Raw genomic sequence first — 26,206 nt, 5'->3', positions numbered from 1 at the left:
CTGGTGCCGACGGCCGACTCGCTGGTCTGGATCGAGCGGGTCTTGACCTCGGCGACGGCGTGGGTCACTGCTGGCCGACGCGTCGGCGCCCCGTCCGGCGGGAGTCCGCCACGATCGGGAAGGCGTAGTCCCGCATCCGGCTCTCGTAGGCGCCCACCGCCCGCACCGGGCACTCGCCCCGACCCGCCGGGTCGGCCAGCGCCCGGCTGAGTTCGCCGGCGTCGCGGAGGGCGGTGTTGGCGCCCATCGCCAGGACCGGGCTCATCGCGTGGACCGCGTCGCCGATCAGCGTCACCCGGCCCGGTTCCCAGGCGGGCACGGCGGCCGCGGTGGAGATCCGCAGTGGGAAGAGCGACGCGGTGTCCCACCGGTCCAGCAGGCGGTGCACGTCCTCGTGCCAACCACCGCCCAACAACCGGAGCGCGAGGTCGCGCAGCCCGTCCGGCGACAGCGTGCGCAGGTCCTCGAAGGCGGGCATGGCGGGGTGGCCGGTCGGCGCGCCGACCATGCAGGCGACGTAGTCACCGACCGGGGGCAGGTCGACGGGCGGGGTCAGGGCGCGGCCCGAACGCTCGGGCCGGGTGCCGAACTCGACCGGGCCGAGGCCGAGATGCGCCCCCTCCGGGCCGTCGGTGAGCACGGTGAAGATGCTCTCGAAGACCCAGGATGGCAGGGCCCTCCGGGTGCCGTCGTCCAGGGGGATCCGGCCGTAGACCAGCCGCAGCCCGGCGTCCTCGACCCCGGCCGCGGGCAGCAGTTGCCGGCGCACCACCGAGTTGACGCCGTCGGCGCCGACGATCAGCTCCGCGGTCGCGGTCCGGCCGTCGGCGAAGCACGCGGTGACCCGCCCGTCGGTCTCGTGCCGGTAGGCCGACAGCCGGGCGCCGTGGTGCACCCGGTCGCCCAGCCCGAGGAGCATGATCCGACGCAGCGTCGGGCGGTCGAACGCGCGCGGGCCGATCGCGTCGGGCGTCCGGGCGCCGCCGGCCGCGGCCCGGTCCGCCAGGACGTCCAGGTGGCGGTTGCGGACCGAGACCCGGGCGGGGGGTGCGCCCGCGGTCGACAGGCACAGCTCGAAGAGCGCGGCGGGCAGACACTCCCGCAGGCCGGTCAGGCCGGGCTCGTCGAGCTGGATGCGGTACCCCTGCGGGCGGGCTCCGGGGTGGGCGTCGCGTTCGTAGACGTCGACGTCGACGCCCCGCCTGCGCAGCCCGTGGGCGAGCGCGAGTCCACCCAGTCCAGCGCCGATGACGATCACACGATACGGAAAGTGCACAGTCCTCTGCCTTCGTTCATGACGACGAAGGAAGCACCGGGTTCCTCGGAGAGGAACGAGCACCACGGGGGTGCCGCTCAGAAACACCATTCAGGAGCGGATTTTTCGCGCATTCCATCCAGCGCCGCCGACCCTAGCACGCGCGCGCCGCCCGGGTCGTCGGAAGCCGACGGAGGGTCAGCGGGCCCCGGCGGCGAGGCGCCGGGGCGGACTCCGCTCGCCGCCGCCGGTCAGGTCGGCGGCCCCCACGCGGTCTTGGGCATCCGCTCCTCGGAAGGCAAGCTGTCCCCGCACCTCCCGTCGCCGCCCCCGACCCCGCCGAGGAGCACACGTGAGCCCGTTGACCCGCCGGCACTTCCTCGCCACCGCCGCCACCGCCGCCGGCGGGACCGCCCTCGCCCTGGCCGGTCCCCCCGGTACCTCGGAAGCCGCCGCCGACGAGGCCCCCGCCGGGCCCGGTCCCGAGGACACCGCCGCCCGAGCGCTCGAGCGCTACCCCGACGTCCTCGACCTGCACGGCACGCCCGCGCAGGCCTACCCCGGGGACGCCGGCGGCAACAACCCGATCACCGTCTTCGCCGACCTCGGCGCCTGGCACGCCTACGCCCTGCCGCGCCCGCAGGACCGGCTCGGCGGCTTCACCGGGCCGCTCCACCTCGCCCAGGAGTACCCCTGGTGGCTCAGCGACGGCCTCAGCCGCATCCGGCTGACCGAACGGGGCCGGGAGCTGGACCTCGCCGCCGCCGGTGCGCCCCGGCTCACCTCCCTCCCCGGCCTGCTGCGCCAGTCCTACGCGCTGGGAGCCGGCCTGGCCCTCACCCTGGAGCTGCGCTTCGCCGGCAACCGCACCGCCCTGGTCCGGGCCCGGCTGGCCAACGGCGGCAGCGGCGTACGGACCCTGCAGGTCGCCTGGACCGGCACCCTGCTGCGCCCGGCCGACGCGCCGCAGCGCGACGCTCCGCGCCTGGTGGCCGCCGATCGCGGCGTGGAGGTCCGGTTCGCGCGGGTCCGCAGGACGTGGGACTACCTGACCGACGGCACCGAGCGCTTCGCGGTCCGGCACGCGGAGCCCGTCCGGGTCACCGTCAGCGGCGACGGCCACCGGACCGAGCGGGTCGACGCCGTCCGGCTGGCACCCGGGGAGGCCCGGACCCTCGACTGGGCGGAGAGCTACACCTTCACCGGGGCCGAGTACGACCGGGCCGCCGCCGAGGCGGACGCCGCCCTGCGGGCGCCGGAGCGGGTCGCGGCGGCCGGCGCCGCCCGCTGGGCCGGGTACCTGGCCCGGGCGACCGCCGGGGTTCCGGCCGCGCGCCGCCGCACGGCCGTCAAGTGCGTGCAGACCCTGGTCACCAACTGGCGCAGCCCGGCCGGGCGGATCCGGCACGACGCCGTCACCCCCTCGATCTCGTACAAGTGGTTCAACGGGGTCTGGGCCTGGGACACCTGGAAGCAGGCCGTCGGCACCGCCCTCTTCGCGCCCGACCTCGCCGCGAACCAGATCCGGGCGATGTTCGACCACCAGATCCGGGCCGACTCGACCACCCGCCCGCAGGACGCCGGGATGATCCCGGACTGCGTCTTCTACAACGACCCGAGCACCGGGGGCGGCAACTGGAACGAGCGCAACTCCAAGCCCCCGCTGGCCTCCTGGGCGGTCTGGGAGGTCTACCGGCAGAGCGGGGACCGGGCCTTCCTGCGCGAGATGCTGCCCCGGCTGACCGCCTACCAGGACTGGTGGTACCGCACCCGCGACCACCTCGGCGAAGGCCTGTGCGAATACGGCGCCACCGTGGACGAGGCCAATGCCGGACCGGAGGACTGCCGCCAGGCCGCGGCCTGGGAGTCCGGCATGGACAACGCGCCCCGCTTCGACGCGGCCCTCGGTGCGGCGGTCGTCGCCAACCGCGGCGTCGACGGCGCCCTGCGGGGCTGGTCCCTCGCACAGCGCTCCGTCGACCTCAACGCCTACCTGGCCGCGGACCACCGCCACCTGGCCCTGATCGCCGCCGAGCTGGGGGACCGGCCCGCCGCCGAGCGGCTGCGCGAACGGGCCGGGCGGATCGACCGCGCCGTCCGCGACACCATGTTCGACCAGGCCACCGGCTGGTTCCACGACACCGACCTGACCACCGGCGCCCGGCTCACCACCCGGGGCCGCGGCATCGAGGGCGCGATCCCGCTCTGGTCCGGCACCGCCTCGCCCGCCCAGGCCCGCGCCGTCCGCGGCCACCTGCTCGACCCGGCAGAGTTCGGGACCGCACTGCCGTTCCCGACGGTCGCCCGCAGTTCCGCGGCCTTCGACCCGGCCGGCTACTGGCGCGGGCTCGCCTGGATCGACCAGACCTACTTCGCCGTCGAGGGCCTGCGCCGGTACGGCTGGGGCGAGGACGCCCGCCGGGCCGTGGAGCGGCTGCTGGCGGCGGCCGGCGGGCTCGGCGGCGACGGCCCGGTGCGGGAGAACTACGACCCGCTGACCGGGGAGGGGCGCAACGCCACCGGCTTCAGCTGGTCCGCGGCCCTGCTGCTGCCGCTGCTCCGGGGCTGACCGGAGCCGAGCGGGGCCGACCGGAGCCGAGCGGGCCGTGATCGGAGCGACCGGTGAAGGAGCCGCCCGCGCCCTGGCATGATCGGGGGCATGATCGAACGACTCATCGCGGCGTGTGACGGAGCGGCCAAGGGGAACCCCGGGCCGGCGGCCTGGGCCTACGTGGTGGCCGACGGCGCCGGGGTCCCGCAGCGCTGGCAGGCCGGCCCGCTCGGGCACAGCACCAACAACGTGGGCGAGCTGACCGCCCTCCTCCAGCTGCTCTCGGCGACGGATCCCGCGCTGCCGCTGGAGGTCCGGCTGGACAGCACGTACACCCGCGACGCGGTCACCAAGTGGCTGGTGGGCTGGAAGCGCAACGGCTGGAAGACCGCCGCGGGCAAGCCGGTGGCCAACCGCGAGCTGATCCAGCAGATCGACGAGCTGCTGGCGGGGCGGGACGTCACCTTCGTGTACGTGCCCGCCCACCAGGTGGACGGCGACCCGCTGAACGCCATCGCCGACAAGGCCGCCAGCGACGCCGCCCGCACCCAGGAGGCCGCTGGCGGCACGGCCGCCGACCTGCCCGAACCGGACCCGGTCCGGGCCTCCGCACCGCGCTCGAGCCGCCCGGCCGGAGCCCCGGCCGCGAAGCGGTCGTCCTCCTCCGCAGGCTCCCGGACCCTGGCCGCCCGCTACCCCGGCACCTGCCCGTGCGCCCGTCCGTACGCCAAGGGCGACAAGATCACCAAGGTCGGCGGCAGCTGGGGCCACCCGGAGTGCGCCGCGGCCCACGCCTGACCGAGCCGCCCCCGGGCACCCGGAGCGTCGGACGGGGCCCGCCGTCCCGGTGGGCTAACGCTCCGTGTCCGCCTCCGGGTCCGGGGTCTCGGCGGCCTGGAGGAGGTTCTGCTCCAGGCGTTCGAGGGTGAGCCGGGCCTCGGTGCGTTCGTCGGTGGTCAGGCCGGCCGCCACGAGCTCCTCCAGTCGGCTCCAGGCCTGTTCGACCTCGTGGCGCAGGGCCTGGCTGGCCGCCGTGGGCTCGATGAGGGAGGCGCGCCGGTCGGTGGGCGAGGGGCGTCGGCGGACGAATCCGGCCTGTTCCAGGCGCTGGACGGTGCGGGTCATGGTGGCGGCGTCGGAGTCCAGGAGCCGCACCAGGTCGGTCTGGCGCTGAGCGCCGAGCTCCCACAGGTGCATCATCACCAGCTCCTGGCCCGGGTGCAGGCCGATGCGGCGCAGGAGCTGCCCGGCGAACATGCGGTGGAGGCGGGCGAGGCGGAAGATCGCGTGGCTGATGGGCCCGCCGCCGGCCGCGGCCGGTACCGGGACGCTCGGTTCCGTCCGGGCTCCCGCCGGAACCGGCCCGGGCTCCGGAGTGGACTGCGTCATCTCGTCCTCACTTCCTGATCGGTCAGGCAACGCTATCGCGCGAGGCCGCCAGCGCGGGGCCGCAGACCTACGCGCGGCGATTTCGGCTGTTCAAAGCGCGTGACGCGGGTCACATCGCGGGCCGGGAATGCCTTCGCCGCATTTACCTGTTCGAGCAGGTAACTGTGACGCCGGATGGGACGGGGACACCGCCCACCACTGGTTGCGAGGGAAGAGACCATGACCACTGCTTTCGATCCGATCGTCCTGGGCGGCAGGAGCCTGACCAGCCGGGTCGCGATGGCGCCGATGACCCGCAGTCGCGCGTTCGGCCCCGGCGGGGAGCCGACCGAGCTGATGGCGCAGTACTACGCGCAGCGCGCCGGCGCAGGCCTGATCGTCACGGAGGGCATCCAGCCCTCGGCGGTCGGGCAGGGCTACCCGAACACCCCCGGCCTCCACACGCCCGGCCAGGTGCGGGCGTGGCGCACGGTGACCGACGCCGTGCACCGCGAGGGCGGCGTGATCTTCGCGCAGCTGATGCACACCGGGCGGATCGGCCACCCGAGCCTGCTGCCCGACGGCCTGGTCCCGGTGGGGCCGTCGGCCGTGGCCGCCAAGGGGCAGGTGTTCACCCACGAGGGCCCGAAGGACTTCGTGACGCCGGAGGAACTGGACGAGGCCGGGATCCGGCGGACGATCGCCGACTTCGCCGCCGCGGCCCGCAACGCCGTCGAGGCCGGGTTCGACGGCGTGGAGATCCACGGCGCCAACGGCTACCTGATCCACCAGTTCCTCGCCCCGAACGCCAACCGGCGCACCGACGGCTGGGGCGGCGACACCGCGGGCCGGATCCGCTTCGCGGTGGAGGTGGTCCGTGCGGTCGCCGACGCCGTCGGCCCCGAGCGGGTGGGCCTGCGGATCTCCCCGGCGAACCCGTACAACGACATCGCCGAGGACGACCACCGGGCCACCTACCGGGCCCTGGTGGCGGCGCTGGCACCGATCGGCCCGGCCTACCTGCACGTACTGGAGGGGCCGGACCGGGAACTGACCCGGGAGCTGCGCGAGCGGTTCCCCGGCACCTTCGTCCTCAACCCGTTCACCCACCCGGCCCCGACCGGCCCGGACGCGCTGGCACTGGTCGAGGACGGCACCGCGGACATGATCGCCTTCGGCGCGCTGTTCCTGGCCAACCCCGACCTGCCGGCCCGGCTCGCCGTCGGCGGCCCGTTCAACACCCCGGACGCGACCACCTTCTACGGCGGCGACCACCGCGGCTACACCGACTACCCCACCCTCGACGCCTGACCGGTGCGGCCACCTGCGGCGCCGCTCCGGCACGGCCCTCCGCGGCGCCGTCACCTGCGCGGCCGCCGTGGTGGCCGCACAGTGGGTCCGAACCGCCTGGTACCCCCCACCTCCCACCTCCCCCCAAGACCCCTGCGACCCGGGAGCTCCCGATGTCCACTGCGATCACCTTCTCCGAGTACGGCCCGCCCGAGGTGCTCCACCTCACCGAGGTGGACGCCCCCGAGCCCGGCCCCGGCCAGGTCCGGATCCGGGTGCGGGCGGCCTCGGTCAACCCGCTCGACCTGAAGATCCGCTCCGGCCTGATGGCCGGGGCCGCCCCGGCCCGCTTCCCGGTGGTCCCCGGCCTGGACGCGGCCGGCGTGGTGGAGGCGGTCGGGGAGGGAACCGCCGCGGCGGCGGGCGACGAGGTCCTGGGCGCCGCCGTGGGCGGCGGCTACGCCGAGCAGGCCCTGTTGGAGGGGCCGGTGGCCAAGCCCGCCGCGCTGTCGTGGGAGGTCGCCGCGTCCCTGGTCACGGTCGGCCGGACCGCCTTCCGCGTCCTGGGCCAGCTGGGTGTGCCGGAGGGGCGGACCCTGCTCGTCCACGGCGCGGCCGGCAGCGTCGGCGTCATCGCGGTGCAGCTGGCCGTCGCCCGCGGCATCACCGTCATCGGCACCGTCGCCGAGCAGGACGTCGAGCGGGTCACCGCCCTGGGCGCCACCGCGGTCCGCTACGGCGACGGCTGGGTGGAGCGGGTCCGCGCCGCGGCCCCGGGCGGCGTGGACTTCGTGTTCGACGCCTCCGGCGCCGGGGTGCTCGCCGACTCCGTCGCCCTGACCGGCGACGCGGGCAGGGTGATCACCATCGCCGACATGGCGGCCGCCCGGCACGGGGTGCGCTTCAGCGCCGGCACCACCGAACAGGGCGAGGACGGGCTGCCGCAGCTGGTGGAGCTGGCCTCGGCCGGACGGCTGACCCTGCCGGTCCGGCGCACCTACCCGCTCGCCGAGGCCGCCCGGGCGCACGCCGATCTGGAGGCCCGCCGCAACCGGGGCAAGGCCGTCCTGCTGCCCTGACCCCGGCCGCCGCCGGCCGCCGGATAGCTCCGGGGGCCGGCGGCGGCGTGCGAGACCGGGTGGGCCTACTCCGGGAGGGCTTACACCGGGACGGTCACGAAGGTCTGCCCGGACTCGTTCACGACCGACACCGAGGTCACCTCCTCCGGCGCGACGATGGCCGAACCGTCCAGTGTGGTGCCGGACTTGGCCCCCACAGCGGAGACCAGCCAGCTGCCCGCGTCCGCCGTGGCCCCGTTCCTGCCGTTGACCACCAGGTGGCAGCGCTGGCCGGCCGGGATGCCGGTGACCGCCGCGTTCACCCGGACCCATCCCATCGCCGGAGTGACCGTCAGCGTCATCCGGGCTCCGGTGGCCGGATCCGTCACGGAGCCGGTCCGGGTCCCCGCGGGTGGCGCGGTGGCCGTGGCGGTGGCGGTGTTCGGAGCCGGGCCGGCGGCCACCGGCGGTGCGGTGTCGGTGCTGCGGCCCAGCGCGATCCCCAGGACCAGCGCCGCGGCGGCCGCGACGGCCGCGACCGCGCCGATCCTGGCCCGCCGCCGGAGCAGCACCGAGCCGCGTTCCGTCCTGGCCTGCCGCAGGGTGCGCTGCAGCAGCAGGTCTCCGCCCTCGGGCGGGCCGTCCACGAGCAGTTCGGGCGGCACCTCGCCCAGGACGGTCTCCAGCTCCCGCAACTCGGTCACCTCCTGACGGCAGGTCGGGCAGTCGGCCAGGTGTCGTTCGAGCGCCGCCGTCTCGGCGGGATCGAGCACGCCCAGGACGTAGGCGCCGACGAGCTCCGCGCTCCGGTCGTGCGCGCCGCCGCCGCCCCGGCCCGCGCCGGTCGCGTCGTTCGCGTCGTTCGGGTCCATGCCGTTCGTGTTCGCTTCGTCCGTGGTCACACCGACACCTCCTGCCACGTCCCCGACCTGCCGGTGTACGAGCGTTTGAGTGCCCGGAGCGCGTAGTGCGCGCGGGACTTGACCGTTCCGGCCGGTATCCCCAGCTGCGCCGCGGCCTCGGTGACCGACAGCCGCTGGAAGTAGATCGACCGCAGCACCTCGCGGTGCTCGGGGGAGAGCCGCTCCAGCGCCTGCGACATCACCAGGGTCTCCACCACGCCGTCGGCGTGGTCGTGCTCGACCGGCACGGTGGCCGTCTCCTCGGACACCTCCGCGACCTCGGCGGGCCGGGCGGCGCGGGCCCGGAACCGGTCGGTGATCAGGTTGCGCTCCACGGTCAGCAGCCAGCCCCGCACCGACCCGCGGGCCTCGGTCAGGGCCTCCGGGTTGCGCCAGGCCCGGATCAGGGTCTCCTGGACGGCGTCCTCGGCCGCCGCACGGTCTCCGGTGAGCCGGATGGCGTAGGCGAGCAGTGCGCCGCCGTGCTGCTCGTAGAGCGTCCGGATCAGTGCCTCGTCGGCGGCGTCCTGCCGCCCGCCTGGTCGTGTCCTCGCCATCCGCCATTCCTCCGTCGTCGGGTCCACGTCCAGCACGTACGCGGGCGCCGTCCGGTTCAACCGAATTCCCGACAGGTGCGGTTCTCGTTGAGGCAGGCCGCCACCCCGGCCGCCTGCCGGTCGGTCATCAGGCCGATGAACACCGCGTGGTCGGTGAGCGGGCTGTGGTGCTGTTCGGGGAAGGCGTCCAGGGCGAAGGCCCCGGGCGGCGGCGGGCGGTAGCCGACGGTCACGCGCAGGTGCGGGATCGGGAAGGTGTCGTGCGGGCAGACGCCGGAGGCGGACGGGAAGCGTACGTGGGAGCGGTGGCCCGGGCTGTCCGTGCCGCGCCCGTCCCAGCAGCTGGGGAAGTCCAGGGTGCGGGTGAGGAGGCTGCCGGCGGGGCAGAGCGGGTAGCGGTCGGTGGTGGCGCGGCCGGCGAAGCCCGTGCAGCTCCACTGGGCGCCGGCCTCGGCGCCGCCGTCGGTGGCGGCGGTCGGGTCGCCCTCCAGGAGCCGCAGGAAGCGCGGCATCGGGACGACCTTGCTCCACGGGTTGCCGAGGTACTCGACGGTGACGGTCTCGGGGGCGAGGATCTCGCCGGTGTTCCCGTGCGGGTCGTCGGACGGCACCGCGGTGCCGGCGCGGTCGGTGCGGCGGAGCACCGGCCAGTAGTACGAGGAGCGGTCGCCGTCGGTGCAGGTGGTCGCGGCGGCGGCGAGGCTGTCGTCGGTGGAGTCCGCGTCGGTGGAGAGGTTGCCGACGTAGTCGTGCACGTGGTGGGCGCCGCCGACCGTGCCGGGGGAGACCACCACGTTGTCGGCGTTGCGGTGCCCCTCCCGGTTGCGTCCGCAGTCCTGCGCGTACGAGCCGGTGGAGGCGTCCGGGCCGGTGGCCGGCGGTGCGGGTGCGGCGGCGGTGACCGCGGTGATGTCGACGAACCCGTCCGCCGGCCCGGGCCCGCCCGGCCGGAACCGGACCACCAGCAGGGACAGCCCGAGGGCGAGGCAGAGCAGGACGCCGACCGGGAACGCGGCGCCCCCCAACCGGTGGCGATGGCGGTCCTGGTGCACCGCGACAGTCTGGGTGACGGGCCGCCGCGCGGGCAAGGCGGGGCCGCCCCGGCCGTCCAGCCGCCCGGGGCGCCCCGCCGCCGCGGGCGGGGTCGGCGGGTGGGTCAGTAGCCCCCGGTGTAGCCGCCGGCCTGGGAGGCGGCCGTCGACGGGGTCATCGTCGCGCCCTGCGCGGGCGCCTGGGCGGGCGTGCCCGGCGCCTTCTTCCCCTCGGGCGTGCTGGCGAACCAGGTGCCGCCGACGCCCTGCCCGTTGGTCTGCCCGGCCGCGGTGTCCCCGGCGAAGCGGTAGAGCGGCCAGCCGTTGAGGGTGACCTGCTTCGTCCCGTCCGGCCTGGTCACGCTGCCGACCAGGCCGGACTCGACACCGGTGACCTGCACCGCGTCCGGGGAGGTCACCGGCGGCCACTTCGCGGCGCAGGCGTCCACGCAGGTGCTCGCGGAGGGCTTGGCGGTGTCCTTGTCGAAGCGGTACAGGGTCCGGCCGGCGGTGTCGGTGACGATCGGTCCGAGCGTGGCCGACTTGGCGGCGACGAGCCGGACCGCGGAGGAGTCGCCGCCCGCCGGGGCCGGAGTCGTGGCGGCCGGGGCGGCGGCGGTCGACGCGCCGCTCCCGCCGTACCCGTCGCCCGAGTCGGGCCCGCAGGCGGTGGCGGCGAGCGCGAGCACGGCGAGGCCGGAGACGGCGAGCAGGCGGCGGGCGGCGGAGGTGTGCGCGGCGGACGTGGGCATGGCGGACGTGGGCATGGCGGACGTGGGCATGACGGACTTGGGCATGGCGAACTCCCCCTGGGGGTGCGACAGTTGGCGATCCGGGCGGTTGCCGCCCGGGTACCCTCCACACGCGTCCGCGGCGGGAACGGTTCAACGTCGTCGGAAAAAACTTTTGCGCCGGGGCCGGACGCCGGGCCACCGGCCCGCGGCCCGCGCGTGCGCCGGCGAGGGCCAGGCGCCTCGGTGGTGCCGCCCCGGGGTCACTCCGGCCGGGCCGACAGGTGCCAGTCACGTGGCAGGTCGGCCGTGAGGAGCTCCTCGACCTCGGCGGGCGGGAAGTCCGGCCAGGTCCGCGTCACCTCGTGCCGGCGGTTGAGGCGGCGGTCGAGGAAGCGTTGCATCCGCCTCAGCCCGTCGGCGGCCTGTCCGGGCGCGATACGTCCGTCCGCGAGGGCGTCGGCGTAGTCGTCCAGGTCGAGCAGGCGGTAGGGGTGGTCCGGCGGCCCGACGATGACGTCGATCCACAGGTCCTGGGTCCTCAACAGGTCGCCGTCGGGGCCGTCCCACTCCAGGCTCACGAGGTCGCAGTACCACCAGCCGCGCTGCTGCGGCGGGAACGCGACGGGCTGGTTGATCTGCACGTGGTCGTCGAGCAGCACGAAGGTGCGCTGGATCAGATCGGTCCCGTCGTGGCGGAAGCCCCAGTCGTAGGCGACGACGTCGCCGCGGCGGATGCCCGCGGCCCTCAGCCTGCCGTTGTGCAGGACGGTCACGCGTTCGTCCGGTGTCATGCGGCACGGTACCAGCGCCCGGCACGGCCCCCTGCGGCGGACGCAGAAGGGCCCGCACCGGCGTGTGCACGGTGCGGGCCCTTCACTGCCCGGCGGGTGCCGTGGCAGAGGTACTACTACAGCGGGCGAATGTTCTCCGCCTGCGGGCCCTTCTGGCCCTGCGTGACGTCGAACTCGACCTTCTGGCCCTCGAGCAGCTCACGGAAGCCGTTGGCGTTGATGTTCGAGTAGTGGGCGAAGACGTCCGGGCCGCCACCCTCCTGCTCGATGAAGCCGAAGCCCTTCTCCGAGTTGAACCACTTCACGGTGCCATTAGCCATTAAAGAATCTCCTTCAAGGGGACATCCGAAACCCGCACCGTGCGGGTTTCGAGTCGCCGCATGGAGCGCCCACCGGGTAGAACCGGGGAACAAAAAATGCGCCTGCAATATCAGCAGGCGCACACAAGTTCATGGGAACCACTACTGCAACTAAATCGACTGTAGCAGGCGGCGGTCCGCCGCGGCGATATTTCGCCGCCGGCTCCGTGCGGGCCTTCCGCGGGGCTCGGCGCGGTGGCCGGCGGGGGTCGCGGCTCCGGTGCGGACGCGCGAGCAGCCCGACCGGACCCGCGTGGCTCCGGACTCCGGGCCTCCCGGGGGTCCCCAACCATCTCGACGTGAAGTATCTTGACGTCGAGATTGATGCCGATCACACCTCGGGGGACCTGCCATGCCCGGACACGGGAACGGACTGACAGCACAACTGCGGCGGCCGCCGGGCGGGCCGGACGCCCGCACCATGTTGCTGGCGCAGTGCGTGGACCGCACCGGGACGGGCGTCTGGGCGGCCGCCTCGGTGCTCTACTTCACCTTCGTCGTCGGCCTGGACGCCGGGCGGCTCGGCCTGCTGCTCGGGGTGGCCGCCGTGGCCGGCATCGCCGGGTCGCCGCTGGCCGGTCGGGCCGCCGAACGGTTCCCGGTGCGCGGGCTGCTGATCGCCTGCCACCTGCTGCGCCTGGGCACCATGGGCCTGCTGCTGGTCGTCCACGACTTCGCCGCGCTGCTGCCGGTGGTGGCGCTGACCTGCCTGGCCGAACGGGCCGCCAAGACCCTGGAGATGCTCTTCGCCACCCGGGTGGCCGGCGAGCGGCGGGGGACGTACCAGGCGCTGTTCCGCAGCGTGGCCAACGCCGGGTACGCGCTGGGCGCCGGCATCGCCGCGATCGGCCTGGCCGTCGGCACCGCCACCGCCTACCGGGTGCTGATCGTCGCCAACGCGCTGTCCTTCCTGCTGGCGGCCGCCCTGGTCCGGCGCACCCGGGAGCCCGCCGGCCGCGGTCTGGCGGCGGCGCACGACGGCGGGGACGCCCCCGCAGACCCGGCCGCCGCCCCCAGCCCCTGGCGCGACCGCGGCTACCTGCTCTTCGTCCTGCTGGACATGCCGCTGAACCTGGACGACTCCGTCCTCAACGTCGGCCTGCCGCTGTGGCTGGTGCACCACACCGACGCTCCGAACGCCGTCGTCCCCGCGTTCCTGATCGTCAACACCGTCCTGGTGGTCGTCCTGCAGCTGCGCGTCTCGACCCGGGCCGAGGGCCCGCGCGGGGCGGCCGCGGCGGTGGGCTGGTACGGGGTGACGCTGCTCGCGGCCTGCCTGCTCACCGCGGCCGCCACCGGCGGCGGGCCCTGGTGGGCCTCGATCGCCCTGCTGGCCGCGGCGATGCTGGTCACCCTGGCGGAGCTGCTGCGCTCGGTGGCGTCCTGGGAGCTGGCGGTCAGCCTGGCTCCGCCGCGCGCCCGGGCCTCCTACCTGGGTGTGGCGGGGATGTCCCAGTCGGTGCAGAAGTCACTGGGCCCGCTGCTGCTGACCGGCGTGGTGATGACGGCCGGCCCGGCGGGCTGGCTGGCCCTGGGCGCGGCGGCCACCGGGCTCAGCGCTCTCCAGCGGCGTGCCAGCCTCCGCCGCCTCGCGGCCCTGGCGGCCCCGGCCGCCGAGCCCCGGCCCGTCCCGCTCCCCACCGGTGCGACGCCGCCGGGGCGGGCCGGGGATCGGGGAGGGAGCGGAGCGGTGGCGGACCGGGCTCCGGCCGGCAAGCCCTGACCCGTACGCGCCGACGGGTGGGCTCACGCGCCGACCGGTCACAGGTCAGGCCGGGGCCGGCGCGCGGGGTGCCCGGATCCGGCCCCCTGCCCCGCCTCCGGGGGCGCGGCGGTGTGCACCACCCGGGTGCAGACGTGACAGGCCGCCGGACCGCCCTGGAGCCACCAGCGGCAGGTGGGGCGGATCGCGCACGGCGGGAGCGGGGCGCCGGTGTCGGCCGCGCCCGACTCGCGCCCCGCCTGCGCCAGCGCGTCGCCGAGCGAACACCGCTCGTCCTCCCACTGGCGGCAGGCCGCCCCGATGCACGGCCCGGCGAAGCGGAACCGCGACTCCGCCGGGCGCCGGCCGGGGGCGGCCGCCCGCTCGGCGAACTCCGCGTCCACCGTGATCGGTTGGCGCAGCGCGGCGACCGTCCCGTCCGGCCGGACGATGCCCAGCAGCAGGTGGCCCGGACTGCAGGTGCTGCTGGGGCAGGTGGCCCCGGTCCGGGCCCCGCCGCCCCCGGCGTCGGCCACTACTGCTCCGGGGCCATCTGGATCCCGATGGGACCCGGCCGGTGGATCACCGCATCGACCGCGTCCCGGGCGCCGCCGGCGAGGGGCACCTCGCGCAGCGGCGGTACCAGGTCGAGCTCCGCGACCTCGTAGAGCACCGCCTTGCGCACCGCGTTCCCGATCCGCTCCAGCACGTCGTGCGGCAGGTCGCCCTGGACCGTGACGCGCAGTCCTTCCTTGGCCATCCCTCTTCCCTTTCCTCGAGGAGTCCGGCCGCCCCCGCTCCGGGGCGCGACCGGCCACTGACGACGCTGCCCCCGGCGCCCAGGGCGGGGCGAGCGGTGCTGGCCGATTGGAGTGACCGGGCCCGCGGCAGCCCGGGGCAGTGCTCGTTTCGGGCGTACGTCGCCGCGCAGTTCGCGGACGTCCTGTGCAGGCTGGACCGGGGCCGGGCAGCCGGAAGCGGCGTTCACCGGACCACCGGAGCAGCCACCGGACCAGCCGCCGCACCGACGGGAGCACAGCGTGATCGGGAAGCCCGAACCCTTCGACGACTCGGCAGGGGGGCCGCCCCTGCCGGACTGCACGGCGGACGCCGCCGCCGCGCTGAAGCAGATGTTCGTGGACATGACGCAGGGCGTCAGGATGGCCCGCGGCCAGGACCCGGTGAAGCGCCCGGTGTTCCTCAAACCGCACGGCGTCGCCCGCGGCGTCCTCACCGTCGCCGACGACCTGCCCGCCGAGCTGCGCGTCGGCTTCCTGCGGGCGGCGCACGAGCAGCCCGGCGGACTGACCGCCTGGGTGCGGTTCTCCAGCGACACCGTGCCCGGCAGCCCCGACCTGAAGACCACCCTCGGCATCGGCGTGAAGCTGTTCGGGGTGCCCGGGCCGAAGCTGCTGGAGGGCGACACCGAGGCGGGCACCCAGGACCTGCTGATGCAGAACTTCGACGTCTTCTTCGTGGACACCGCCCAGGACATGTGCGAGTTCACCAAGGCCGGTGTCGTCGACGGCAGTTACGACCGCTACCTGGACGCGCACCCGGTCACCCGGGAGATCCTCGACGCGATGGCGGTCTTCGAGCCGAGCGTCCTGACCACCACCTACTGGGGCGTGCTGCCCTACGCCTTCGGGGCCGAACGCTTCGTCAAGTACAAGCTGGTGCCGGTCGGTTGCGAACCCGGCGACCCGACCGCGACGCCGCCCGACGAGGACCCGGCCTACCTGGGCACCGACCTCGCCCACCGGCTCGCCGCCGGGACGGCCGCCTTCGACCTGCTCGTCCAGTTCCGCACCGACCCGGACACGATGCCGCTGGACGCGGCCACCGTGCGCTGGGAGGAGAGCGCGAGCACCCCCGTGAAGGTCGCCCGGCTGACCCTCCAGCAGCAGGACGTCACGGCCCGGGGCCAGGCCGCCTACGGCGAGAACCTCGCCTACAACCCGTGGCACTCGCTGGCCGAGCACCGCCCCGTCGGCAGCATCGCCGAGGTGCGCCGGACGGTCTACCGGGCCTCGGCCGAGCAGCGCCGCGACGTCAACGGCGTCCCCGCCGCCGAACCGGGCCCGGCCCGCCCGCAGCTGACCCCGCCGCCCGGCCGGGACACCCGGATCGTCCGGGCCGCCGTGCACCCCGCGATCGGCGTGGCCCGGGTCGGCGACAGCATGATGGACGACTTCGTGCTCGCCCCCGAGGTCGACCAGCCGGCGGTGGCTCCCCCCGGGAGCTACAAGGACGTCACCGGCGCCCTCAAGCGTCAGGGCGTCCGGTTCCGGGTCTACGGCTACAACGCGGCCGGCGAGCCGGTCGCCGAACTCACCGCCGACAACGCCGACCTGCGCTGGACGGTGCACGTCGCCAACTCCAAGGCCGCCTGGTACCAGTTCCAGATCGCCCTGGACATCCCGGAGGCCGGGCAGGCCGACGCCAGCAACCTGCGCAACGCCAAGATCCCGGCCGAACAGCGCAGCCTGCTGACCATCGACCCCGGGAGCCGCTCGGTGCGCGGCCGCAACCGCTCCGGCGCGCCCGAGTACCGCTTCGACACCGGCACCTTCATGGACCGGCGGGTCTACCTCGGCGAGCTGCGCACCGACGACAGCGGCCGGCTGATCTTCCTCGGCGGGCACGGCGTCTCGGCCTCGGCCTCCGACGCCCCCGCCGACACCTTCGCCAACAACGACGGCTGGTACGACGACACCTCCGACGGCCCGGTCACCGCCGAGGTCAGCATCGACGGACGGCGGATCCCGGTCGAGCCGGGCTGGGTGGTGACCGCACCGCCCAACTACGCACCCGAGCTCATGTCGGTGCGGACCATGTACGACCTGGTGCGCGGCTCCTTCTTCGAGGCCGGGCTGCTCCCCGAGCCGCCGCAGGTGTCGTTCACCCGCGACGTCCTGCCGGTGCTGCGCAGGCTGTCCGGCCTGCAGTGGGTCAACAAGGGCCTGGCCGTGCAGTTCGGGCACGGCGGCCGCGAGCACCTCCTCGACCCGGCCCGGCTCGCGGCGCTCGCGGACCCCTCGCCCGTGCAGCGGGAGCTGCGCCGTCAGGTGTGGCTCGCGGTGCGCGACTACGACCGCGACGGCGTGTCGCCGGTGCCCTGGCCGGCGGTCTACGGCGACGCGATGAACCTGCCGCCGACGTCGGTGCGCCAGCACATGACGCTCTCCCCGCTGCAGTACCGCCTGTTGCAGCGCTGGGCCCGCGGGGACTTCGTGAACGACCACGACCCGGCGGCCGAGCCGCCGTCCTCCCTGGACGAGGTCCCGTTCGCCCAGCGGCCGGAGACCCTCGACCGGGCGGCGCTGTCGTTCTGCCTGGCCGACGCCTTCCACCCCGGGTGCGAACTGACCTGGCCGATGCGGCACACCACGCTGTACGGCAGCCCCTTCCGGATCCGGCACCGGGACCCGGCCGCCCCGCCGCCGCCCTTCTACGGCCAGGCGCTCACCCCGGACGTCGCGCTCTCCCTCGACGGACCGCTGCACGCCCAGGGCCCCGGCGACCTGACCCGGTGGATGGCCGTGCCGTGGCAGACCGACACCGCGAGCTGCCGGTCGGGCTACGAGTACAGCAGCTCCCTCGGGCTCGGCCCCTACGACCCGTACCTGCCCACCTTCTGGCCGGCCCGGGTGCCCAACCACGTGCTGGCCGAGGAGGACTACGACGTGGTCGTGGACACCTCCCGCCCGATGGGCGAGCGGCTGGCCGCGTTCGGGACGCGGCGGACCTGGCTGCGCTGGCTGCCCACCCCCTACCTCGACGCCATCAACGCGATGGTGCGGGACTTCGGCAAGCTCGGTGTGGTCGAGCGCCGGCCGGGGCCGACGGACGACCCGCGCTTCCCGGCGGAGCTGCTGGTGGAGTCCGAGGTGAGCTTCCCGCGCGAGCCCGCGCCGCCGGCCGGGCGCAACCTCGTCACGGTGCACGTGGACCGCGCCGCCGACCCGGTCCTCGGCGCCGCCGCGATGTCCACCGCGGTCACCATGGCGGACGCCCCGGACGAGGAGGTCTCGGTGGGCTTCATCGACAAGGTGAAGCGGTTCCGGACACACCGCTGACCGACCGTCGGCGCCCGCCCGGACCGCCGCCCGCCACCTCGGCCGGCGGCGGTCCGGCCGCGCCGACCCACGGCCGGTGCCGGCCGTGCCGGGCAGATCATGCGTGTCCGTACGGACCTTGGTGGGTATGGCCTCCGGGCCCTCTCCGGCCGCCCCGCAGGACGCGCGGGCGGCCCTCGCCGGGCATAGCCTGAAAGGGCCGGAACGCACCTCCAAGGGGTCAGCCATGACTACTCCGACAACCGCAGTCCTCGACGCGACGGAGGTCACCCAGGCGGTGCAGGACCTCCAGCACAGCGTCACCCTGATCGCCGGCAAGACGACCGTGGTCCGCGCCTACGTGAGCGGCACGATCGGCCCGGTCACCGGGGTGAGCGGCACCCTCACGGTGCTGAGGTCCCCCACCGATCCCGGATCCACCGTCCGTTCGGTCAACACCCTCACCCTCGACCCGAACGCCCCCCTCGACCTGCCCACCCGCCGTGCCGACGCCGACCTGAGCCTCAACTTCCTGCTGCCGCCCGCCCTGACGGCCGAAGGGGCACTCAGCGTGAGGTCGCTCACCCTGAGCGACTCGCTGACCGGCGCGCCCGTCCCGCTCAGCGTCCCCGCCAACGGTCCGACGGTGTGGTTCCACAGCTCCCCGCCGCTGCGCGTGCGGGTCTTCGGCCTGCGCTACGCGGACGGGGACCCGCCGACCACGCACACTCCCCGTGACCTCGACTACACCGCGTTGATCAGCTGGCTCAAGCGCGCCTACCCGGTGGCCGAGGTGATCAGTTCACACACCGTCATCGACGTGACGGCCGCCGCGCCGTTCGTGTGCAACGACACCAACGCCCAGCTCGCCGCCATCCGCGCCCTCGACATCAGCGCGGGCGGCGACCGCCGCACCCACTACATCGGCCAGGTCGCCGACGGAGGGTTCTTCATGCGCGGGTGTTCCTCCGGCGTGCCCGCGGCGCCGGACCCGGCGACCGTCGCCTCGTCACCGTGCGGAGCCGCGGACTGGGGCTGGGACTTCGACGGCGTCTACAGCGACTGGTACGGCGGGCACGAGCTCGGCCACACCTTCGGCCGCCGCCACCCCGGGTTCTGCGGGGAGTCCCCCGACGACCTGCTGGGATACCCGTTCCCGAACGGACAGCTCGCGGACGGCCCGGCCACCTTCGCCGGGTTCGACGTGGGCGACCCGAAGCTGGGCGTGCCGATGGCCGCGATGGCCGGCGTGGTGTGGCACGACGTCATGACCTACTGCAACCGCCAGTGGATGAGCAGCTACACCTACGAGGGCATCCGCCGGCGCCTGGTGGCCGAGGAGGCCCTGGCGGTGGGCGGTCCCCAGCCGGCCCCCGTCCCCGCCCCGCCGGCTCCGGTGCCCGCCGCTGCGCCCGCCAGGGAGGAACTCAGGGTCACCAGGTCGTACGGCGGCCGCCCCGACGAGCGCTTCCCGCAGCTGTCCGTGACGGCGGTGGCTCCGGCACCGGCCGCGCGGGCGATGCACCGCGAGGCGGTGGGCGGCCCGGAACCGGCCGGCGAACAGCTGGTCAGCGTGGTCGGCACGGTCGACCTCACCCGGCGTGAGGGCGGCATCCGCTTCGTCAACCCGGTGACCGCGGCGGCCGCCCAGCCGGACCAGGCCGCGGAGGGCGCCGCGCCGAACGGCGAGGTCCCGGTGGTGCTGCGGGTCCGACAGGGCGACGGCGCCCCGGCGCGCGACTTCCCGGTCACGGTCAAGCTGGGATCCGACCCGGACCCGGGAGAGGACCGCACCGGCCTGGTCGACGCGGTCGTCCCGGTGGGGCCCAGCCCGGCCTCGATCGAGCTGGTCGTCGGCGGGCAGGTGGTGGACACCTTCCGGCCCGGCGGACCGCCGCCGCCCCTGCTCGCCGCCCGCCACGCCGGGTCGGCCGACGGGGCGTTCGGGCTCGACCTGGACTTCGGCGGCCGGGTGCCGGAGCCCGGTCAGACCTTCGCCGCCCAGGTCAGTACGGACGGCGGTGTCACGTGGCAGACGATCGGGGTGGGCCTCAAGGACCCGAGGGTCCGGATCGACCGCCGCCAGTTCCAGCCCGGCCAGCAGGTCCAGCTGAGGATCATCACGACCAACGGCTTCACCAGCTCGACCTCGGACGTCGAGAGCATCCGGGTCTGAGCCGACGAAGCGGACGGCCCCGTGTCCCCGGTGACTCCACCGGGGACACGGGGCCGCCGTCCGGCCGCCGCCCGACGCGGCTCAGCCGACGAGGCTCGCCCGCGAGGCGCGGGTGACCTCGTCGTACCAGTTCACGAAGGCCGGCCCGGCCTCGCCGGCCAGCTCGGCGTGCACCCGCCGGCAGAGGTCCCGGAAGGGCGCCGGATCCCAGGTGCGGGCGAGGTCGGACAGTGGCGCCCGGTGCAGGTCACCGAGCGCGTACCGGCGGTCGAACCCGTGGACCAGGGGCACGACCGTACCGTCCGTCTCGACCACGAGCGGGGAGAGCCAGGAGCCGATCCGCCCCGCCGGGTCGCCGTCCGGGTTGCCGTAGGGGAGGAAGCGGTCGGCCCGGGCCACCAGACTCCCGCGTTCCACCAGGTCGAGCTGGACGACGAGGTCCGTCGAGGACCGCAGGCGAGCGGCCTCCAGCACCGAGAAGAGCATCTCCGTCACGTCGGGCACCGCGTCCGGCAGGGCGTCCACCGCGTTCCCCTCCGCTTCGAGCGGGTGGATCTGGAGCAGCGACGCGCCGGAGGCGACGGCGAAGTCGGCCACCCAGGCCAGCTCGTGGACGTTGAACTGGGTCAGGGTGAAGATGAAGCCGAAGGGGATCCCGGAGGCCCGGACCAGCGGGAGGCGGCGTTCCATCGCCGTGAAGGCCCGCCGGTCCCGGCGCATCCGCACGTGGCTGTCCGGCACGCCGTCCAGCGAGATGGCCAGCACGTCGACCAGTCCCGCCAGTTCGGAGAGGCGGCGGCCGGTGAGCAGCATGCCGTTGCTGGTGACGGTGGTGCGCATGCCGTGCGAACGGGCCGTGCGCAGCAGCTCCGTCAGCGGCCGGTAGAGGGTCGGTTCGCCGCCGGACACCCCCAGCACGTCGTACCCGAGGGCCGCGGCGTCGGCGACCGCCCGCTGCAGGACGGCGAGCTCGGTGGTCTCGTCGACCTCCGGGCCCGAGGAGGAGTAGCAGTGCAGGCAGCGGAGGTTGCAGCGCCGGGTGGGGTGGACCTGCAGGACGGACCGGCGGCCGGTGAGCGTCATCGGGGGTGCCCGGTCGGGGGTTCAGCGGGCGCGGGTGCCGGTCCCGACGGCCACCTCGAGGACCTGGTCGAAGACGGGCGGAAGACCCCGGGTGAAGTAGAAGAGCGAGGTGTCGTCGGTGAGCTCGGTGCGCCGGGCCAGGTCCGCGACCTGCTGGACCACGGCGCCGACCTGCGAGCCGTCGCCGTTCAGCCGGAACGAGGCCTGCAGGACGTCGGGGCGGGGGATGCCCCGGATGTGGATCCGCTCCAGGACGAGCTCGGACGTGATGTCGGCGAGGCCGGCGACGAACTCGTCGCTGATCGGGCGTCCGGCGTTGCGCCAGGCCTCGAGCAGGGCTTCCGATCCGCGCTTGGCGTTGGTCATCGCAGTCCTCCGGTGGGGGGAAGGGGAAGTTCCGGGGGAAGTCTGTGTGCGATCCGTTGTGCTGGGCAAGCCGCCGCGCCGGTGAGCCGGTGCCCGGGAACGGCCGCGGGGCGCGGGAGGCCGGTCGGTCCGGTCCCCCGCGCCCCGCGACGCGCGCTGCTCAGCCGTTCTTGGCGAGGTCCTTGATCTCCTCGTAGTCCATGCCGAGCTGGTTGAAGATCCGGATCTGCTCCTCGGGCATGCCGAGGCCGACGAGCTCCTTGACCTGGGCGTCGGTGAGCGGCTTGCCCGCGGTGCCGGCGGTGCCGGCGGTGCCGGGCCCGTCCTTCTCGGCGGCGGCGCCCGCGAAGGCGAGCACCGCGTTGCCGATGTCCGTCCCGGTGATCCTGAGGGCGCCGGCGGGAGCCTGGACGGCGGGGGCGGTCTCGCTGAACGCGAGCTTCACCGGGAAGGCGGCGTCCGGCCCGGCCTTCTCCTCCAGCTGTGCCAGGTCGAAGGTGGCCGAGGAGAGCGCGCCGCCCTTCAGGTACAGGTCGACGCCGACCTTGCGGTCCGGGATGCCGGCCGGGGCCTTCGCGGGGAGCTTCTCGAACTGCTGGGGGAACTTCGCGGACAGCGGCTTGACGGCCTTCAGCACCTCGTCGACCAGCTGACGGGCCGGGGCGCTCATCAGGAGGTGCTCGGTGCCGTCCTTCTTGCCCTTGTCCTCGAAGGTGACGGTGCGGGAGAACACGTCCTTCAGCGAGTCGGTCAGCTCCCGGGCGGTGTTCGGGTCGAGCGTGGGCCGGCTGGTGGGGGCGTTCGGCTTGGCCCCGTCGGACTTCTTGGACGCGTCGGCGAGTTCCTGGAGGTCGACCGAGACCCAGCTGCCGGTCAGTGCCTGCTTGACCGCGTCGAGGTCGGCGGGCAGGTCCCGGGTGACGGAGTCCACCTCGGCCGGGTCCTCGCCGACCAGTTTCACCAGGCCCTTGGCGTCGACGCGCAGGTAGCCCTTCGCGTCGACCTGGCGGTACTCCAGGAGGGCGGTGCCCTTCTTGTCCGCGAGCACGTACGAGACGCGCAGCGACCTGTCGAACGTCAGGTCCTGCGTGCCGCCGGAGCTTTGCGCGTTCTTGAAGGTGTCGAGGTCCTTGAGCGGCTTGTCGGCGGCCATCGCCACGGTGACGTTCAGGCCGGACAGGGCCTCGGCGCTCTTCCGCTCGACCTCCTCCCCGGAGGCCTTGCCGAAGGCGACGATCTGCTCGGGGGTGGCCTCGACGGAGACGGTGACCCCGGCGGACCGGGCGTCGCCGAGCTTGCCGAAGGCCTTGGAGACCTTCTGGGCGGCCGTCAGCTGCTCGACGGTGCCGCAGGCGGCGAGGCCCGCGGCGAGGACGGCGGCGCTGACGGCGACGGGCAGGGTGCCGCGGGCGGCCCTGCGTATGGCGGTGTTGATGGTGCGTCTCCCGTGTGACCTGGGGCCCGGTTCGTGGGTGGGCCGATTCCTCCCCCTGTGGCGTGCGACGCCACAGCGTCCACTCATCTGATCACACTAACAACAAGTGGGTGTGCGATTTTTTCGGCGCCCTCGGGCCCGGGAGACGGGCCGCCACGGGGCGGCGCGTACCGGTCCGCGGCGGCGCTACGCCTCCGCCGCCCCCGGGCCGGAGAGCAGCACCGGCAGCGACCGGTGGCCGTTGGAGATCAGGGACTCGACCGGCAGCAGCTCGGCGCCCGGCGCGAGGGTCAGACCGGGGAAGCGCTCGAACAGCCGGCTCAGCGCCGTCTCGGCCTCCAGCCGGGCCAGCGGTGCGCCCAGACAGAAGTGCGGGCCGTGGCCGAAGGCGAGGTGCTCCTTCACCGGCCGGGTGACGTCGAACTCCGCACCGGTCGCCCCGAACCGGCACGGGTGCCGGCCGGCGGCCGCGTAGGCGGCGAGGATGGCCTCGCCCCGGCGGATCGTCACCTCCGCCGACAGCCGGATGTCCTCGACGGCGTAGCGCAGCGGCAGGTGCGCCACCGGGGCGTCCCGGCGCAGCGCCTCCTCGACGACCTCGCTCCACGGCACCTCGCCGGCCCGGACCAGGGCGAGCTGCTCGGGGTGGGAGAGCAGCAGCGCGATGCCGTTGTCGATCAGGTTCACCGTGGTCTCGTACCCGGCCGAGACGACCAGCAGCAGGGTGTCCCGCAGCTCCTGCTCGGTCAGCGCGGCGGCGGCCGAACCGTCGCCCTCGGTGTCGCGGGCGGCGATCAGCCGGGAGGTCAGGTCGTCGCCGGGCCGTTCGCGCTTGGCGGAGATCAGGTCGTCGAGCATCGCGTAGAAGGCGGCCGCGTTGGCCGCGGACTCCTGGGGCGTCAGCGTGGTGTCGAAGACCCGGTCGACGTGCTGCCGGAACCGCTCCTCCAGGTACGCCGGAAGGCCCATGAGGTGGCCGATGACCCGGATCGGCAGCGGGTAGGCGAGCCGCTCGCGCAGGTCGACGGTGACGCCCGGCGGCGTCGCGGCGATCCCGTCCAGCAGGGCGTCCGCCAGGGCGCCGACCCGACCGGCGAGCGCGTCGATCTGCCGGGGTGTGAACGCGCCGCCCACCAGGCGGCGCAGCCGGCGGTGGTCCGCGCCGTGCGCGGTGAACATGTTCCGTGCGTCGACCCAGAGCGCCAGCGGCCACTTGGGCACCACCTCGTCGAAGGCCGGCCAGTGCAGGTGCCCGTCCTTGGAGACCCGGGGGTCCCTCAGCAGCTCCTCCAGCAGGAGCGGGTCCGCCACCGCCCAGGCCTCGACACCGAGGATGTCGACCGGCGTCGCGGGACCGCGGGCGCACAGCTCGGCGGTCTCGGCCTCGCGGGCGCGGCCGGTCGGGTCCAGGACGAGGCGCGGACGGTCCATGGGGCTCCTTGGGTCGGGAGGGCACACGGTCGGGCGGCGGGCCGCGCAGCGGGCGCACCCGGTCGAGGATGACGCCTCGGCCCGCCCGCGTCGAGAGGGCCTCCCGCGCCCCGCGGCCGCGCCCCGTGCCCCCGCTCGCCCGCGCCGCGGGCCGGCGGACGGCGCGTCAGTGCGCGGGGAGGGCCTGGGCGGCGACCAGTTCGCGGTAGGGCGGGCACCGCTCCAGCAGCGCGGGGTGGTCGCCCGCGTCGACCACCCCGCCCTCGCTCATCATGATCACGTGGTGGGCGTGCTGGACCGTCGACAGCCGGTGCGCCACCACGATGACGGCCCGGGTCGCCGCGAGGTCGTCGACGATCGCGCGCAGCCGCTGTTCGTTCAGACCGTCGAGCTGGCTGGTCGGTTCGTCCAGCAGGACGATGTCGGCGTCCGAGAGCAGCGCGCGGGCCAGCGCCATGCGCTGGCGCTGACCGCCGGAGAGGTCCGTCTCCCGGCCCAGGACGGTGTCCAGGCCCCGGGGGAGCCGGGCGACGTCCTCGGTCAGTCCGACGGAGGCCAGTGCGGCCGCGAGTTCGGCCTCGCCGAGCGGCTGGGCCCGGCCGAGCTGGAGGTTCTCCCGGACGGTGGCCTCCAGCAGGGTGAAGGCCTGGTCGACGTAGGCGATCCGGGCGCGCAGCGCCGCCAGCGGCCAGTGCCGGGTGTCGTGGCCGAGGACGGTGATCGCACCGGAGGACGGCCGGATGAAGCGGTCGATCAGGCAGAGCGCGGTGCTCTTGCCGGCTCCGGAGGGGCCGACCAGGGCCGTCAGCCCGGTCCGGGCGGTGCTGAAGGAGACCCCGCGCAGCGCCGGGTCCTCGGCCCCGGTGTGGGTGTAGGAGACGCCCGTGAACGTCACGGACGGTGCGTGCGGCAGCGGGGTCGGCGCCCCGCGGCCGGTGTCCTCCGGATCGGCTTCGGGAGCCAGCCGCAGCAGGTCGTTGCAGCGGTCCCGGGCCGCCAGGCCGGACTGCAGCCGACCCATCCCGCTGGCCAGCGTGTTGACCGAGGGGATGGTCTGCAGCAGGTAGAGCAGGAACGCGGCGAAGGCGGCCGGGGCCAGTGAGCCGTCGGCCAGCCGGGCGCCGCCGGTGAGGATCACCGCGATCATCGCGAGCTGGTTGCCGAGCGTGAGCGCGGCCGGGATCAGCGCGCCCAGCCGGGCGCCGTCCAGCGAGACCGCCCGCAACCGCTCGGCGTCGGCCGCCAGCGCCCGGGTGGCGAGCGGCTCCGCCCGGTAGGCCTTGATGGTGGTCAGGGCCTGGAGATTGGCGGTGAAGCGCTGGGAGATGTGCCCGACGGCGTCCTGCTGACCGGTCACGTTCGCCCGCATCCGGCGCAGCACCAGGACCACGACCAGGGTGAGGGCGGCCAGCGCCACCACCGTGACCAGGGTGAGGAGCCAGTCGATCCAGGCCATCACCGCCAGCGTCGCGACCACGGTCAGCGCGGCCAGCGGCAGTTGGGTGGCCACGTCGACTACCTGGCGCAGCAGCAGCGCGTCCGAGGTGACCCGGGCGGCGAGCTCGCCCGTCCCCTGGGTGCGCACGACCGCCAGCGGCAACCGCAGCGCGTGCTCCATCAGGCGGATCCGCAGCCGGTAGGCCATCCGCTCGCCGATCCGGGCGAGCAGGAAGCCGCAGCCGGCCTGGGCGAGGGCGCTGCCCGCGGCGGCCAGGCACATCCACGTGGCGTCGGCGGCGAGCGGGCGGTGGTCGGAGAAGTCGGTGATGACCTCGCGCAGGATCAGCGGCAGCGCGATCGTGGCGGCGGTCGCGGCGAGCGCCAGCAGCAGGGCGAGGGCGAGGCGGCCGGGCTCACGGGTGAGTTCACGGCGCAGCCGCACCGGGCCCGCGGCACCTGCGGCGGGCGGCGGGACCTGGTCCGCCACGGGGGACCCCTCTCTGCTCCGGGCTGGGAGGCGCGGCCCGGCGGGCCGCGCGGCACAACGGGCACCGTCCGGCCCGCTGACCAGGCGGACCGGACGGCCCGGGCGGCGGGCGGGGGGGGGCGGGGGGGGGGG

At 74.9% G+C, this 26,206-nt stretch carries 22 protein-coding genes; 7 read left to right on the top strand and 15 right to left on the bottom strand.

Features of this window, described 5'->3' with window-relative positions; all coding sequences use genetic code 11:
* Positions 1–64 precede the first annotated feature (64 nt).
* The gene (locus AB0N04_RS36750) at positions 65–1,258 is read right to left on the bottom strand and encodes an NAD(P)/FAD-dependent oxidoreductase (RefSeq protein ID WP_360223189.1); all 1,194 of its coding nucleotides are present in this window, start codon (positions 1,256–1,258) and stop codon (positions 65–67) included.
* Between the two features lie 349 nt (positions 1,259–1,607).
* Here AB0N04_RS36750 and AB0N04_RS36745 point away from each other — a divergent pair, with 349 nt between their 5' ends.
* Positions 1,608–3,824 carry a trehalase family glycosidase gene (locus AB0N04_RS36745; RefSeq protein WP_360223192.1) on the top strand — a complete coding sequence of 739 codons (2,217 nt, stop codon included), beginning with the start codon at positions 1,608–1,610 and terminating at the stop codon, positions 3,822–3,824.
* 90 nt (positions 3,825–3,914) lie between these two features.
* Complete coding sequence (locus tag AB0N04_RS36740; protein WP_360223195.1) at positions 3,915–4,604, top strand: ribonuclease H; 690 nt, start codon at positions 3,915–3,917, stop codon at positions 4,602–4,604.
* 54 nt (positions 4,605–4,658) lie between these two features.
* Here AB0N04_RS36740 and AB0N04_RS36735 read toward each other — a convergent pair whose 3' ends face one another.
* A complete protein-coding gene (locus tag AB0N04_RS36735; RefSeq protein WP_360223198.1) occupies positions 4,659–5,195 on the bottom strand; it encodes a MarR family transcriptional regulator in 537 nt (178 codons plus the stop codon).
* A gap of 219 nt (positions 5,196–5,414) precedes the next feature.
* On the opposite strand from AB0N04_RS36735, the gene AB0N04_RS36730 reads away from it, so the two are divergent.
* On the top strand, positions 5,415–6,485 hold the full coding sequence (locus tag AB0N04_RS36730) for an alkene reductase (RefSeq protein WP_360223201.1): 1,071 nt from the start codon (positions 5,415–5,417) through the stop codon (positions 6,483–6,485).
* A 152-nt stretch (positions 6,486–6,637) separates the two neighbouring features.
* Complete coding sequence (locus tag AB0N04_RS36725; protein ID WP_360223204.1) at positions 6,638–7,543, top strand: NADP-dependent oxidoreductase; 906 nt, start codon at positions 6,638–6,640, stop codon at positions 7,541–7,543.
* 80 nt (positions 7,544–7,623) lie between these two features.
* On the opposite strand, the gene AB0N04_RS36720 is transcribed toward AB0N04_RS36725, so the two are convergent.
* The 6 genes from AB0N04_RS36720 to AB0N04_RS36695 all read right to left on the bottom strand — a co-directional run bounded on the left by AB0N04_RS36720 (position 7,624) and on the right by AB0N04_RS36695 (position 11,857).
* The gene (locus AB0N04_RS36720) at positions 7,624–8,424 is read right to left on the bottom strand and encodes a zf-HC2 domain-containing protein (RefSeq protein ID WP_360222396.1); all 801 of its coding nucleotides are present in this window, start codon (positions 8,422–8,424) and stop codon (positions 7,624–7,626) included.
* Positions 8,421–8,981 carry a sigma-70 family RNA polymerase sigma factor gene (locus AB0N04_RS36715; RefSeq protein WP_360222399.1) on the bottom strand — a complete coding sequence of 187 codons (561 nt, stop codon included), beginning with the start codon at positions 8,979–8,981 and terminating at the stop codon, positions 8,421–8,423. The genes AB0N04_RS36720 and AB0N04_RS36715 overlap by 4 nt, the downstream gene beginning before the upstream one ends.
* Before the next feature lie 56 nt (positions 8,982–9,037).
* On the bottom strand, positions 9,038–10,033 hold the full coding sequence (locus tag AB0N04_RS36710; protein ID WP_360222402.1) for a DUF1996 domain-containing protein: 996 nt from the start codon (positions 10,031–10,033) through the stop codon (positions 9,038–9,040).
* 104 nt (positions 10,034–10,137) lie between these two features.
* A complete protein-coding gene (locus AB0N04_RS36705; RefSeq protein ID WP_360222405.1) occupies positions 10,138–10,809 on the bottom strand; it encodes a hypothetical protein in 672 nt (223 codons plus the stop codon).
* Between the two features lie 197 nt (positions 10,810–11,006).
* Complete coding sequence (locus AB0N04_RS36700) at positions 11,007–11,537, bottom strand: DUF402 domain-containing protein (RefSeq protein ID WP_360222408.1); 531 nt, start codon at positions 11,535–11,537, stop codon at positions 11,007–11,009.
* Between the two features lie 116 nt (positions 11,538–11,653).
* Positions 11,654–11,857 (bottom strand): cold-shock protein, encoded by a 204-nt coding sequence (locus AB0N04_RS36695; protein ID WP_045694210.1) that lies wholly within the window; start codon positions 11,855–11,857, stop codon positions 11,654–11,656.
* A gap of 460 nt (positions 11,858–12,317) precedes the next feature.
* Between AB0N04_RS36695 and AB0N04_RS36690 the strand changes: the two genes are divergently transcribed.
* A complete protein-coding gene (locus AB0N04_RS36690) occupies positions 12,318–13,619 on the top strand; it encodes an MFS transporter (RefSeq protein WP_360222411.1) in 1,302 nt (433 codons plus the stop codon).
* A gap of 38 nt (positions 13,620–13,657) precedes the next feature.
* Here the strand turns inward: AB0N04_RS36690 and AB0N04_RS36685 are convergent, their stop codons facing one another.
* Together AB0N04_RS36685 and AB0N04_RS36680 are read right to left on the bottom strand one after the other, a co-directional pair.
* Positions 13,658–14,134 (bottom strand): hypothetical protein, encoded by a 477-nt coding sequence (locus AB0N04_RS36685; protein WP_360222414.1) that lies wholly within the window; start codon positions 14,132–14,134, stop codon positions 13,658–13,660.
* Positions 14,134–14,358 carry a hypothetical protein gene (locus tag AB0N04_RS36680; protein ID WP_360222417.1) on the bottom strand — a complete coding sequence of 75 codons (225 nt, stop codon included), beginning with the start codon at positions 14,356–14,358 and terminating at the stop codon, positions 14,134–14,136. The genes AB0N04_RS36685 and AB0N04_RS36680 overlap by 1 nt, the downstream gene beginning before the upstream one ends.
* Positions 14,359–14,638: 280 nt before the next feature.
* On the opposite strand from AB0N04_RS36680, the gene AB0N04_RS36675 reads away from it, so the two are divergent.
* The gene (locus AB0N04_RS36675; RefSeq protein WP_360222420.1) at positions 14,639–17,677 is read left to right on the top strand and encodes a LodA/GoxA family CTQ-dependent oxidase; all 3,039 of its coding nucleotides are present in this window, start codon (positions 14,639–14,641) and stop codon (positions 17,675–17,677) included.
* A gap of 226 nt (positions 17,678–17,903) precedes the next feature.
* Positions 17,904–19,832: a hypothetical protein gene (locus AB0N04_RS36670; RefSeq protein WP_360222423.1), complete on the top strand. Its 1,929-nt coding sequence runs from the start codon at positions 17,904–17,906 to the stop codon at positions 19,830–19,832.
* A gap of 81 nt (positions 19,833–19,913) precedes the next feature.
* Here AB0N04_RS36670 and AB0N04_RS36665 read toward each other — a convergent pair whose 3' ends face one another.
* The 5 genes from AB0N04_RS36665 to AB0N04_RS36645 all read right to left on the bottom strand — a co-directional run bounded on the left by AB0N04_RS36665 (position 19,914) and on the right by AB0N04_RS36645 (position 26,074).
* The gene (locus AB0N04_RS36665) at positions 19,914–20,915 is read right to left on the bottom strand and encodes a radical SAM protein (protein WP_360222426.1); all 1,002 of its coding nucleotides are present in this window, start codon (positions 20,913–20,915) and stop codon (positions 19,914–19,916) included.
* Between the two features lie 21 nt (positions 20,916–20,936).
* The gene (locus AB0N04_RS36660; protein WP_360222429.1) at positions 20,937–21,281 is read right to left on the bottom strand and encodes a hypothetical protein; all 345 of its coding nucleotides are present in this window, start codon (positions 21,279–21,281) and stop codon (positions 20,937–20,939) included.
* A 160-nt stretch (positions 21,282–21,441) separates the two neighbouring features.
* Positions 21,442–22,803: a hypothetical protein gene (locus AB0N04_RS36655; RefSeq protein ID WP_363365655.1), complete on the bottom strand. Its 1,362-nt coding sequence runs from the start codon at positions 22,801–22,803 to the stop codon at positions 21,442–21,444.
* Positions 22,804–22,902: 99 nt separating this feature from the next.
* Positions 22,903–24,147 carry a cytochrome P450 gene (locus tag AB0N04_RS36650; protein ID WP_360222435.1) on the bottom strand — a complete coding sequence of 415 codons (1,245 nt, stop codon included), beginning with the start codon at positions 24,145–24,147 and terminating at the stop codon, positions 22,903–22,905.
* 166 nt (positions 24,148–24,313) lie between these two features.
* A complete protein-coding gene (locus tag AB0N04_RS36645; RefSeq protein ID WP_360222438.1) occupies positions 24,314–26,074 on the bottom strand; it encodes an ABC transporter ATP-binding protein in 1,761 nt (586 codons plus the stop codon).
* Positions 26,075–26,206: the final 132 nt, after the last annotated feature.

The organism is Kitasatospora sp. NPDC051702, assembly GCF_040681575.1.
Classification (GTDB): Bacteria; Actinomycetota; Actinomycetes; order Streptomycetales; family Streptomycetaceae; genus Kitasatospora.
Note: the sequence above shows the minus strand (reverse complement) of the source record. Positions and strands in the feature narration are given on the sequence as shown.